Annotated in this window: 14 protein-coding genes; 12 read left to right on the plus strand and 2 right to left on the minus strand. The window is 26.0% G+C overall.

What is annotated here, in order from left to right:
• Positions 1-63 precede the first annotated feature (63 nt).
• From JG676_RS00460 to JG676_RS00495, 8 genes are read left to right on the plus strand one after another with little or no spacing between them, the layout of a single operon-like run.
• The gene (locus tag JG676_RS00460) at positions 64-900 is read left to right on the plus strand and encodes a biotin synthase (protein WP_200216994.1); all 837 of its coding nucleotides are present in this window, start codon (positions 64-66) and stop codon (positions 898-900) included.
• Positions 881-2,062 carry a cation:proton antiporter gene (locus JG676_RS00465; RefSeq protein ID WP_200217047.1) on the plus strand — a complete coding sequence of 394 codons (1,182 nt, stop codon included), beginning with the start codon at positions 881-883 and terminating at the stop codon, positions 2,060-2,062. Before JG676_RS00460 ends, JG676_RS00465 begins: the two co-directional genes overlap by 20 nt.
• Positions 2,062-2,823, plus strand: coding sequence for a 3'(2'),5'-bisphosphate nucleotidase CysQ (locus tag JG676_RS00470; protein WP_200169218.1), 762 nt, complete (start codon positions 2,062-2,064; stop codon positions 2,821-2,823). The genes JG676_RS00465 and JG676_RS00470 overlap by 1 nt, the downstream gene beginning before the upstream one ends.
• An 8-nt stretch (positions 2,824-2,831) precedes the next feature.
• Positions 2,832-3,569, plus strand: coding sequence for a hypothetical protein (locus JG676_RS00475; protein ID WP_200169217.1), 738 nt, complete (start codon positions 2,832-2,834; stop codon positions 3,567-3,569).
• Entirely contained in the window at positions 3,566-4,546 is a 981-nt protein-coding gene (ribD, locus tag JG676_RS00480) for a bifunctional diaminohydroxyphosphoribosylaminopyrimidine deaminase/5-amino-6-(5-phosphoribosylamino)uracil reductase RibD (RefSeq protein WP_200169216.1), read from the plus strand. The genes JG676_RS00475 and ribD overlap by 4 nt, the downstream gene beginning before the upstream one ends.
• On the plus strand, positions 4,527-5,036 hold the full coding sequence (locus tag JG676_RS00485; RefSeq protein WP_200216995.1) for a hypothetical protein: 510 nt from the start codon (positions 4,527-4,529) through the stop codon (positions 5,034-5,036). Before ribD ends, JG676_RS00485 begins: the two co-directional genes overlap by 20 nt.
• A 45-nt stretch (positions 5,037-5,081) precedes the next feature.
• Positions 5,082-5,267 (plus strand): hypothetical protein, encoded by a 186-nt coding sequence (locus JG676_RS00490; RefSeq protein ID WP_200217052.1) that lies wholly within the window; start codon positions 5,082-5,084, stop codon positions 5,265-5,267.
• 16 nt (positions 5,268-5,283) lie between these two features.
• Positions 5,284-6,132: a hypothetical protein gene (locus JG676_RS00495; protein WP_200216996.1), complete on the plus strand. Its 849-nt coding sequence runs from the start codon at positions 5,284-5,286 to the stop codon at positions 6,130-6,132.
• Here JG676_RS00495 and sppA read toward each other — a convergent pair.
• Together sppA and JG676_RS00505 are read right to left on the minus strand one after the other, a co-directional pair.
• Complete coding sequence (sppA, locus tag JG676_RS00500; protein WP_200216997.1) at positions 6,129-7,016, minus strand: signal peptide peptidase SppA; 888 nt, start codon at positions 7,014-7,016, stop codon at positions 6,129-6,131. The two genes, JG676_RS00495 and sppA, sit on opposite strands and share 4 nt — an antisense overlap.
• Complete coding sequence (locus JG676_RS00505) at positions 7,004-8,233, minus strand: metal-dependent hydrolase (protein ID WP_200216998.1); 1,230 nt, start codon at positions 8,231-8,233, stop codon at positions 7,004-7,006. Before JG676_RS00505 ends, sppA begins: the two co-directional genes overlap by 13 nt.
• A 90-nt stretch (positions 8,234-8,323) precedes the next feature.
• On the opposite strand from JG676_RS00505, the gene aroQ reads away from it, so the two are divergent.
• From aroQ to flhG, 4 genes are read left to right on the plus strand one after another with little or no spacing between them, the layout of a single operon-like run.
• Positions 8,324-8,803, plus strand: coding sequence for a type II 3-dehydroquinate dehydratase (aroQ, locus tag JG676_RS00510; RefSeq protein WP_200216999.1), 480 nt, complete (start codon positions 8,324-8,326; stop codon positions 8,801-8,803).
• Entirely contained in the window at positions 8,790-9,263 is a 474-nt protein-coding gene (gene folK / locus JG676_RS00515) for a 2-amino-4-hydroxy-6-hydroxymethyldihydropteridine diphosphokinase (protein WP_200169210.1), read from the plus strand. Before aroQ ends, folK begins: the two co-directional genes overlap by 14 nt.
• 11 nt (positions 9,264-9,274) lie before the next feature.
• The gene (flhF, locus tag JG676_RS00520) at positions 9,275-10,648 is read left to right on the plus strand and encodes a flagellar biosynthesis protein FlhF (protein ID WP_200217000.1); all 1,374 of its coding nucleotides are present in this window, start codon (positions 9,275-9,277) and stop codon (positions 10,646-10,648) included.
• Positions 10,641-11,507 (plus strand): flagella biosynthesis ATPase FlhG, encoded by an 867-nt coding sequence (gene flhG / locus JG676_RS00525; protein ID WP_200217001.1) that lies wholly within the window; start codon positions 10,641-10,643, stop codon positions 11,505-11,507. The genes flhF and flhG overlap by 8 nt, the downstream gene beginning before the upstream one ends.
• Positions 11,508-11,518: the final 11 nt, after the last annotated feature.

Consider the following 11,518-nt stretch of genomic DNA (forward strand, 5'->3'; position numbering starts at 1 on the left):
AAATTTATTAAAATTAAGGCTTTTTTGTTAGAATGTGATTTTAATTACCCAATAGGAGAAGCAATGCAAATTATGCTTTGTGCTATATGCAATATAGCAAGTGGAGGGTGTAGTGAAGATTGTAAATACTGCACTCAAAGCTCTTTTGTTAAAACAAATATTTTAAAATATAAAAGAAAAGATATAGAACAAATTGTTTTAGAAGCTAAAATAGCTAAAAAAAATCAAGCTTTAGGTTTTTGCTTAGTAACTGCTGGACTTGGACTTGATGATGAAAAACTAGAATATGTTTGTAAAGCTGCACATACAATTAAAAAAGAAGTTCCTAATCTACTTCTTATAGCTTGCAATGGAATGGCAGATATAGAACAACTTAAAGAACTTAAAAAAGCAGGAATTTTCTCCTATAATCATAATCTTGAAACTTCTAAAGAATTTTTTCCAAAAATTTGCACCACTCATACTTGGGAGAGTAGATTTAAAACAAATCTTAATGCCAAAGAAGCAGGATTAATGCTTTGTTGCGGAGGAATTTATGGAATGGGTGAGAGTGAAGAAGATAGAATAAGTTTTAGAAAATCTTTACAAGAATTAAAACCTTTTTCAACTCCTATTAATTTTTTTATTTCTAATGAAAATTTAAATTTAAAAGTTCCTAAGCTAAGTGCAGATGAAGCTTTAAAAATAATACGCGATACAAAAACTGCTTTAAAAGATTCTGTTATTATGGTAGCAGGAGGACGCGAGTTTATCTTAAAAGAAAGACAATATGAAATTTTTGAAGCAGGAGCTTCTTCTATTGTTATAGGGGATTATCTTACTACAAAAGGAGAAGTAGCCTCTAAAGATATTGAAAAACTTAAACAAATGGGATTTAGTTTTGCTTCAGAATGTCATTGAGCATCAAGATTTAATTGATTTAAAAATTCTTACAACAATAGCTTGTTGTTTGTTCCTTTCTCCTTATATTGCTAAATCTTTACGTTTGCCTATTTCTGCAACTGAAATTATTTTAGGCTCTATTGTAGCTTATTTTAATTTTATAGAAGAAAGTGAAAATTTTAAACTTTTGGCTAATATTGGTTTTTTTTATTTAATGTTTATTGCAGGCATGGAGGTAAATTTAAGAGATTTTTTCAATATGGAAAAAAAACTTGTTAAACAAAGTCTTTATTATATATTTTTACTTTATTCTCTAGCTTCTTTAATTGTATGGATTTTTAAGCTTCATTTTGTATTTATTTTAATCATACCTATAATGAGTGTTGGTCTTTTATCTATACTTTTTAAAGATTTTGGCAAAAATTGCTATTGGCTTAATACAGCTATGATCGTAGCCACTTTAGCTGAAGTAATTAGTATAGTTTTAATTACTATTGCAGGAGCTTTTTTAAGAGAAGATACAAGCATTATTAGTGTAGGACAAAGCATTTTATACCTTAATATCTTTTTAGGTCTTTGTTTATTAAGTTTTAAAATTCTTGGTATTTTATTTTGGTGGTATCCAGGATTAAAAACTATTTTAATGCCCGAAGAAGATAAAAACGAAAAAGATATAAGATTTTGTATTGCTATTTTCATTTTAATCATTATAGCAATGATTATTACAAAATTAGAAGTTGCACTTGGAGCTTTTATAGCTGGTTCTTTTATGGCAACTTTCTTTAACCATAAAAAAGATTTAGAACACAAACTTTCAAGTTTTGGCTATGGATTTTTAATTCCTGTATTTTTTATCTATATAGGATCAACTTTTGATATCAAAATACTTTTAGAATATAAAATTATACTCTATTCTTTCTCACTAATGCTTCTAATGATGTGTTTAAGAATACTTTGTTCTATGATTTTTTTAAAAGATATTGGCTTTAAAAACTCAATTTTATTTGGCCTAAGTCACTCTATGCCCTTAACCTTGCTCATTGCTGCAGCAACTTTATCTTTTAATGCTAAAATTATTTCTTCGAATTTATATGCGGCTTTAATTTTAACAGCTTTATTTGAGGTTATTATAGTTTTAAGTTTAATAAAAATTGTATCAAACATAAAAAAGGAGGGTTAATGAATTTAGATCAATATTTAAATTTAGCACTTGAAGCTGCCACTTTAGCATCTAAAGCCATAATGCAAACTAGAGATTCTGTAGAAATTTGGAAAAAAGAAGATAAAAGCCTAGTTTCAACAGCAGATATGGTTTCTAATGATATCATTACACAAAAACTCTCGCAAACCAATTTTAAAATTTTTTCAGAAGAAAAAATTTTAAAATATGAAGAAAGAAAAAATTTAGAATATTTTTGGCTTATTGATCCCTTAGATGGCACAAGTGGATTTTTAAAAAATTCAGATGAGTTTTGCGTTATGATCTCTCTTATAAAAGAACAAAGACCTATTTTAGCTCTTATTCAAAGTCCTAGTACTAATACTGTTTTTTATGCTCATTTACATACTCCTGTTTATAAGAATAATACAATTTTAAAAAAAGATGAGGATTTAATAAACCAAAATAAAAACACCGCTCTTTTAAGCGTAAATCATCTCAGTAAAGAAGATGAAGATTTTGCAAAAAAATATAATTTAAAAGCTTTAAATATAGGCTCTGGACTTAAATTTTGTGCTATTTTAGAAGGAAGAGCTGGTGTATATAAAAGAAATGAAAGTTTAAGTATATGGGATATAGCAGCAGGAGATTTTTTAATCAATCAAATGGGTGGCTTTATGGGGGATTTGAATTTAAAATTATTAAATTACAATCAAGAAAGTTATAAAGCTTTACCTTTTATAGCACTTTCAGATAAAAAATTCTTAAAAGATTTTTTATAAGGATAAAAATGAAAATTTTATTTTTAATTCTCTTTTTATTTAATATTTTACTATCCAATGATTTTTCACAGAAAAAAATTTTAAATATGAAATCAAATGAAGATTCATTTGAAATCATTGATTTAAAACAAAACAATTTAATAGATATTGATAAACAAGAAGCTCTTTTTAATAGTTCAAAAATAAACAAAGAAGAAAATAATCTTAAAGATTTAAAAACTGATTTTGCTATACTTGTAGGTTTTAAACCTCATTTTGGCCTAGCCTTAAATCAAATTTATATTAAAGCTGATAAATTTTCTTCTTTATTTATGAAAAATTTTTTCTTAAATTCAAAACTTTGCTTTATAAATTCTAAAGCCAATGGAATATATCAAAATAAAAAATATCTTGATTTGTTTAGTATAGATAATAAATTCCATATTTTAAATATTTCTGATTTTTTAAAATATGAAAAAGATAAAAACAAAATCTACTCACAAATTACAGATTTTTTAATCGTAATTAATTTGAATGAATTTTATATCAATACAACAAATTTTTTTATAACAAAAACAAGAAGTGCTAATGCCCTTATTAATTTTAAAATTATTAATGCCATTACAGGAAAAATAGTAAGTAGCAAAAAAATCAAACTAAAGCTTTCACTAGATTCTTATAATGAAGAACAAAGTTATAATTTTATATTAGAACAAATGCCAAAAATGCTTGCTGAAGTTATTGATAAAGAAGCTTTAAAAAAATGAAAAATTTTTATATGCAATTGGCTCTAAATGAAGCTTGGAAATATCAATTTTTAACTTACCCAAATCCAGCTGTAGGTTGTGTTATTTTAGATAAAAATGAAAAAATTTTAAGCATTAAAGCTCACGAAAAAGCAGGATGTAATCACGCAGAGTTAAATGCTATCAGCGAAGCATTTAAAAGATTAAAACCTGAAATTTCTTTACCAAAAGAGCCTAATGCTTTACACGAATTTATTTGTAAAAATCATCAAGGAATTTTTAAAGATAGTATAGCTTTTGTAACACTTGAACCTTGTTCTCATCAAGGAAAAACACCTCCTTGTGCTAAACTTTTTAGCGAACTTAAATTTAAAAAAGTTTTTATAAGTGTTAAAGATGAAAATAAAATAGCAAGTAATGGGGCTCTGTATTTAAAAAAACAAGGTGTTGAGGTTGAGTTTGGAATTTTAGAAGAAGAAGGTAAAAAACTTTTAAAACCTTTTTTAAAATGGCAAAAAGAACAATTTAAACTTTTTAAACTTGCTCTTTCTATGAATGGCTCACCCTATGGTAAAATAGTAAGCAATGAATTAAGTCGCACTTATGCTCATAAAATAAGATCCGTAATTGATCTTCTTGTAGTTGGTGGCAATACCATAAGAGTGGATAAACCCATACTTGATGCAAGACTTTGCAAAGGTAAAGCTCCTAATATTTGCATAAAAACTCATAAAAATTTAGAAGAATTTGATAAAAATATCCCTTTATTTAAAGTTTTAAATCGCAAAATTTATACACATATTCCAAAAGAAACAAAATTTATAATGTATGAGGGCGGAGAAAGTTTTTTAAAGACCTTTAAAGATGAAATAGATATGTTTTTAATCTTCCAAAGCTCAACACTAAATGATAAAGAAAACATCAAAATATCTTTAAATTTAAACCCACTTTTTAAAGCTAATTTAGGAGAAGATAGCTATGGCATTTATGAGCTTTGATACTTTTTTATATGCAAAAACAGATTTAAGGGTTTTAACAATAAAAGAAATTATTTTAGAAAAAAAAGAAAACTTTTTTTATAAGATCAAAGCTAAAAAAGATAAATTAAATTCTTATGATGAAAGTTTTATTTATAGTGATAAAAACCCTGATATTTTTAAAGAAAATGATGAAATTATAATCTCAAATCTTGGGAAAAAAATCATACTTTTTAATAATTATTCAAATAATTATAACAATTTTAAAAAAGCAAAAAAAATTCATTTGTTAAATTTTGCCTTTTTATGTTTTTTAAATATATTTTTTATCATACTTGCAATTTTAAATCATTTTAATATGCTTAATTGTTTTTTAATACTTTTAGGTTTTTTACTCTTAACTATGAATCTTATTAATCTTTTACTTCTTAATAAACAAATTTATATTTTGCAAAATTATTCTCAAGAAAAAATAAAATATTTTTTAGAAGAAAAGTTAAAAAATAGTTAAGTTTAATCGATATAGAATAAAGCTATAAACTTAAAAGGAGCAAAAATGAAAAAATTATTAGTTTTAGCCGTTTTAAGCGTAGTTTTTTTAAATGCAGAATTTAAAAATATTGAAACAAATATATCTAAAAAATGCTCCGATTTTGAAACAAAACTTGAAAAATGTAATTCTTTATTAAACAATCATCAAAGACGAATGTGTCGTCTTAATTTATTTGCTAAATGCAAATAAATTTTTAGGAAGATTTATGTTTACTAGGATTGATTCTCAAAACACTTTATTAAGTTATCAAGACCTGCATATAGAAAAAAAAGAGCTTGTTAAATTAAAAAATGAAAATACCACTCCTTTGCAAATTTCAAGCGAAAAAATGGATGGGATAAAAGTGATTTTTGAAGACAAAAATAAAAATTTAATAGCTATTAATTTAAGTCAAGAAAATTTTAAAAGTTTGCAAGAAAATTTCAGATCTTATACAAATTATATAACAAAAGAAGATGGTAGTATAAGATTAAATGCCGAAGCTCAAAATTTCGTTGCTTCTTGGTTTAACTCTGCTCTTAATCTTAGTAATGAAAAAATAAATTCTAGCTTTTATCAAAATAATACTACAATGTTTTTTAAAAAAGATACTCCTACCATAAACCAAAGCTTACAAAGTCTTGGTAAAAATAAAGGAGATGTTATAAATGATAATGCTTCAATCACACAAAAGCTTAATTTTTTAATTGATAAAGATGTTGATAAAGATGGAAAAATAGAACTTGGAGAGGAAAAATCTAAAAGCAATAAAGAATTATTAAGCGAACTTAGAGAAAGTTTAAATGGAACTCAAAAAGTTACCGATAGAATAGACCCTCAAAAAATAAATAAAGAAGAACAAAAGGATAAAATCAAAACAAATGACAATAAAGAAGATTTACTCAAAAAAGCACAAGAAAAAGGTTTAAATGCATTAAATGCAGCTGAGCAAGAAAAATTAAAAATGCAAAACCCTAAAGAATTTGAAAAATTACAAGAAAAATCTTTGCAAAATTTAAGCTTAAATTTAAACAAAGATTTTAATCAAATAAAACTTATAGATAAACTGGTCTAAAAGGTATTTAAATTTATACCTTTTAGAGTATTACTTAAAGTCTTACTTATAAAACTTGAACTTTCAACACTTAATTTTTCTAAAAATTTATCTAATTTATCCTCTTCTTTCCAAATAGGATTTTTAATCCCTGCTAAATGTTCTAGCTCTTTTTTAGCACTCTCATAATCACTAAGTTCATCAATAAGCTTTAAATCTTTTGCTTCTTTAGCTAAAAATACCCTTGCATTAGCCCAAGCATCTTTTTTATCAAGATTTAAATCACGCTCTTTTGCCACAAAACCTGTAAAAAGATCATAACTTTGATTGATTAAATTTTGTAAATATTTTTTTTCTTCAACAGTCCAAGCCCTAGTAAAAGTTCCAGCACTTTTAAATTCTCCAGCTTGCAAACTTTGCTCTTTAATGCCAAGCGTATTTGCTAACTCACTTATATCTATTCCTTGCATGATAACACCAATTGAACCTATAAAACTTGCAGGATTAGCTAAAATTTTATTTGCACTTGCTCCTGCTAAATAACTTCCACTTGCCATAGTTCCGCTTGCATAAACAATTACAGGTTTTTTCTCTTTTAAATTTTTAATAGCTAAAGCAAGCTCCATACTTGGCGCAAAAGATCCACCTGGAGAATCTATAACAAAAAGTACTCCTTTTATATTGTCGTTATTTTTTGCATTGATAATCCTTTCTAAAACCTTTGAACTATCAAAAATTTCTCCTTTTAAATCAATACGTTCTAAATTTGCAAAACTTGATTTTGAAGTAGAATTTGGCATAAGAATTAAAAGAATAATAAACAAAAAAACAAAAGTTTTAAAATAGGTATTGATAAATTTAATAACATTTCCAAAAAAATTAAAAAAACATTTTAAAATTTGCATTCTCTTCCTTTGATAAATAATTTTTCAACATATTTTGCATTAAGAATAAATTGCAAAGGTAATTGTGAATTTTCACATTCTCTAATTTCAAAAAGACTAAAATCGGCACTTTTTCCGACCTTAATTTCGCCTAGATCTAAATTTAAAGCTTTGGCTGGATAAAGCGTTGCCATTAAAATAAGTTTTTTTGCCAATTCTAAAAGATTAAAATCTTTATGTATAAGTAAATTAGCACGCATTTCATCTAGCATAGATAAAGAGATATTTGAACTTAATCCATCTGTACCAAGATGAATATTTAAACCACTTTTTAAAGCTTGTTTTAAATTTAAACTCCTTGTGCTTAAAAGACGATTTGAAAAAGCACAATGTGTTATAGAATGCAAATTTATATCCAAATTTTTCCATTCTTTTAAATAAACACAATGAGTAAAAAGCGTTCTTACATCTTTAAAAAGTTTTAAAAAATTATCCACATTATAAAATAGTGCTGGATTGGAAGTAAAATTTTTTAAATAGTTTTTAAATTTCCCTTTTGCAAATCTTAACCAAAAATTTTCAACCTTGCTTTCTAATAAATGAGTGCTAACAAGTAAATTTTGCTTCTTTGCCAAATCAAGAGCAAATTTAGCAAGCTTTGGGTGGGTAGAATAAGCAGAATGGATTGAAATTGCTGGAATAAATAACTCGCTTTTATATTTTAATGCATCTTGAAATCTTTTTAAAAAATCTTCTTTTTTATTAGGAATTTGACTTTCGCTAACACCTAAAATCTCATTAAAAAATATTATACGCATTCCTTCTTCACTTGCTTTAACGCAAGGTTTTAAATCGCTTCCAAAACTTGAAATTTCGCCTATAGTCGCTGTCCCTGTTTTACGCATCCAATTTAGCTTTTCTAAAATCAAATTATTTTTAGCTTCTTTGCTAAGTTCGTCTCTTGAATTAATAACACTTTTTAACCAAATTAAAAATTCTCCAAAATGTAAAGTATAAGAATTTGCACTAAATTCTAAATGAGTATGAGGATTGATAAAAGAAGGAAGCAAAAGAGTATGTTTGTGAGACTTTATGAGTTCTGCTTTAGGATATTTTTTTTGCAAGGTTTCTAAAGAATCTATAGCAATAATTTGTTCATTAAAAGCCAAAGCTTTTTTTTCTAAAATACTGAATTTTTCATTGCATAAAAATATTTTATCACTATAAATTATTTTCATACTTTCCTTTCAAAATTATAATTGTAACAAAAATTTATTTTAAAATGTTATAATATTAAATTAAAGAATTTAACTTTTAAGGTTTAAACTATGAAAATAATGGTAATTCAAGGACCAAATATCAATATGTTAGGTCTTAGAGAAGTTGGAGTTTATGGCTTAATGAAAATGGATGAAATTCATGAGCAAATGAAAATTGCTGCTTCTCAAAATAATGTTGAGCTTGATTTTTTTCAAAGCAATTTTGAAGGTGAAATTGTAGATAAAATTCAAGAGTGTTTAGGTATATTTGATGGCATTATTATAAATGCTGCAGCATACTCTCATACTTCTATTGCGATTCGAGATGCAATTGCTGGAGTTGGCTTACCAACTATAGAAGTTCATATTTCTAATATTTATCGCAGAGAAGAATTTAGACAAAAAAGCCTTTTAAGTCCTGTTTGTTCAGGAAGTATAGTAGGTTTTGGACCTTTTGGATATCATCTTGCCTTAATGGGTGTTTTACAAATTTGTGATCAAATTCAAAAAATTAAAGAGCAACAAAACCAACAAAATGTTAAAAATTAATGGAGCAATGCGCTTTGAAAAAAGTCGCTTTTTTCCTTATTGTAATAAAGGGGTAATTAAACAAAAATATTATGCTTTTATAGGTCTTGGAAGCAATATAGAACCTGAAAAAAAACGTTTTGATATTTTTTTTAGAAAACTTCTAGATGATAAAAGAATTAAGATTTTAGCTACCTCTCCTTTTTTAATTAATAAAGCATTTGGATTTACAGAGCAAAAAGATTTTACAAATGCTATAATGATTATTGCAACTAATTTGCACGCGAGAGCTCTTTTAAAAATTTTACTTTATTATGAGTTAAAATTTAAACGAAAAAGAACTTTTAAAAATGCTCCAAGAACTTTAGACCTTGATCTTTTATATTTTTCACAAAAAGTAAGAAAAGATTCTTGGTGTGAGGTTCCTCATATTGGAGTAAAAGATAGAATAAGTGTGATTTTGCCTATGGGCTTATTATAAAGGAAAAATTAATGGGACAACTTATCCATACCTTTACCGTTGAAGATACTGAAGAAATTATACCTAAAGTCAAGCAAGACTATGGAGATAAAGCTTTAATTATAACCAATAAACAAATAAGGCCAAAAACCATTAATCGCAAAGGGATTTATGAGGTAATGGTAGCCATAGAAGAATCAGACTATGAAGAACATCTTAAAAAAATGGGTAAAACTTTACCAAATAAACAAACTCAACAAACTAATTCTTATCAAAATCAAAAAATAGAACAATCAAAAATTTCAAAGAAGTTAGAAGATGAAGATGTAGTTTTGGATTTTTCATCCAATCTAAAAACTCAACCTATAAAAGAAAAATTTCCAAAAAATAATCTTGAAAATATTAAAGAAAAATTATCAGAAGTTAGCAGTGAAATTTCAAAAGTAACTAATACACCTTTACCAAACTATGAGGTGACTCCAAATTACAATAAAAAAATAGAATCATTTGAAAAGCAAATCAATAAACTTAATGATAAAATGAATTTGCTTGTTGATATGATGTGGGATGATAAAGCTGAAGCAAGAAAAAATCTTGTTATACCGCCAGAATTTGCCAGTATTTATAAACAAGCTAAAGAAAGCGGTATGAAAGAAGAACATTTAGAAGCTATTATGAAAGCAACTATTGAAAATATGCCAACAGCTATGAAAACCAATAAAGAAGCTGTGCAAAAATATTTTTATTCACTTTTACGCAGTATTTTGCCTTGTCGTGTAGAAAGTGAAATTAAAAAACAAAAAATTATGATGTTAGTAGGCCCAACAGGAGTTGGAAAAACCACAACTTTAGCGAAGCTTGCTTTTCGCTATGCTTATGGAGATAAACGCTATAAAACCGGAATTATTACTTTAGATACTTATAGAATTGGAGCCGTGGAACAATTATTTCAATATGCAAAAATGATGAAATTGCCTATTATTGATAGCATAGAACCAAAAGATTTGGATGAAGCTATTAAAAGCCTAAATAATTGCGAAGTGATTTTAGTTGATACCATAGGAAATTCTCAATATGATCAAAATAAGTTAGCAAAAACCAAAGAATTTTTATCTCATTCTAATGCACAAATTGATGTGAATTTGGTAATTTCAGCTAATACAAAACATGAAGATTTGATCGAAATTTATAAAAATTTTTCTTTTTTAAATATCGATACACTTATTATTACAAAATTTGATGAAACAAAGGTTTTTGGTAATATTTTTTCTTTAATTTATGAAACAAATATTCCTCTTAGTTTTTTTTCTATAGGTCAAGAAGTTCCTGATGATTTAGAAGTTGCAAATAGCGACTTTTTAGTGCGTTGTATTTTAGAAGGATTTAAAGGAAAAGCAAGTGAATAATCAAGCTAATAAATTAAAAAATTTAATGAATGAAAATGGAAAAAGAAAATCCAAAAATACACATTTTATTTCAATTACAAGCGGAAAAGGCGGAGTAGGTAAAAGTACAATAAGTGCTAATTTAGCAAATGTTTTAGCTTCTAATAACTATAAAGTAGGTCTTTTTGATGCAGATATAGGCTTAGCAAATTTAGATGTAATTTTAAATATACGTATTCAAAAAAATCTTTTGCATGTTTTAAAAGGCGAATGTTCCTTAGAAGATATTTTAATAGAAGTAAAACCAAATTTATGGCTTATACCTGGAGAAAGCGGGGATGAAATATTAAAATATAATGATAAAAATATTTATGAAAGATTTTTAAATCAAACAAGTATTTTAGATGAGCTTGATTTTTTGATTATTGATACAGGAGCAGGAATTGGAGGTAATATTTTAAATTTTTTAGAAATGTCAGATGAAGTTATAATTGTAACTGTTCCCGATCCAGCAGCAATTACTGATGCTTATGCAACTATTAAAACCACCTCTAAAACTAAAGAAAACTTATTAATGATTTTTAATATGGTTAAAAATGAAAATGAGGGATTAAAAGTCTTTGAAAATATTAAAAAAGTTGCTGATGCAAATATAAAAAATCCTTTAAAATTAGAATTTTTAGGATTTTTATCAAATAGTAAGGATATAAGTTCAAGTATCAAAAAAAGAACTTTATTTACTGATGATAATACAAACTCAAGTGATGAGCTTAAAGCTCTTGCTTCAAAGCTTTTATATAGATTGGAACAAAAAGTGCTTAACAATGTCTCAAATAGAAGTTTTTCAAATTTCTTTAGAAAAATTATAGAAAGATTTTAACAAAAGAGAAA

Origin of the sequence: Campylobacter sp. 2018MI34, assembly GCF_016598975.1 — a bacterium.
GTDB lineage: Bacteria > Campylobacterota > Campylobacteria > Campylobacterales > Campylobacteraceae > Campylobacter_D.

Excerpts from the sequence above, each read along its gene's own strand:
- JG676_RS00475 (WP_200169217.1), top strand. The coding sequence starts at position 2,832 with ATGAAAATTTTATTTTTAATTCTCTTTTTATTTAATATTTTACTATCC.
- JG676_RS00460 (WP_200216994.1), top strand. The coding sequence starts at position 64 with ATGCAAATTATGCTTTGTGCTATATGCAATATAGCAAGTGGAGGGTGT.
- JG676_RS00505 (WP_200216998.1), bottom strand. The coding sequence starts at position 8,233 with ATGAAAATAATTTATAGTGATAAAATATTTTTATGCAATGAAAAATTC.
- ribD (WP_200169216.1), top strand. The coding sequence starts at position 3,566 with ATGAAAAATTTTTATATGCAATTGGCTCTAAATGAAGCTTGGAAATAT.
- JG676_RS00495 (WP_200216996.1), top strand. The coding sequence starts at position 5,284 with ATGTTTACTAGGATTGATTCTCAAAACACTTTATTAAGTTATCAAGAC.
- JG676_RS00470 (WP_200169218.1), top strand. The coding sequence starts at position 2,062 with ATGAATTTAGATCAATATTTAAATTTAGCACTTGAAGCTGCCACTTTA.
- folK (WP_200169210.1), top strand. The coding sequence starts at position 8,790 with ATGTTAAAAATTAATGGAGCAATGCGCTTTGAAAAAAGTCGCTTTTTT.
- aroQ (WP_200216999.1), top strand. The coding sequence starts at position 8,324 with ATGAAAATAATGGTAATTCAAGGACCAAATATCAATATGTTAGGTCTT.
- JG676_RS00485 (WP_200216995.1), top strand. The coding sequence starts at position 4,527 with ATGGCATTTATGAGCTTTGATACTTTTTTATATGCAAAAACAGATTTA.
- sppA (WP_200216997.1), bottom strand. The coding sequence starts at position 7,016 with ATGCAAATTTTAAAATGTTTTTTTAATTTTTTTGGAAATGTTATTAAA.
- JG676_RS00490 (WP_200217052.1), top strand. The coding sequence starts at position 5,082 with ATGAAAAAATTATTAGTTTTAGCCGTTTTAAGCGTAGTTTTTTTAAAT.
- flhF (WP_200217000.1), top strand. The coding sequence starts at position 9,275 with ATGGGACAACTTATCCATACCTTTACCGTTGAAGATACTGAAGAAATT.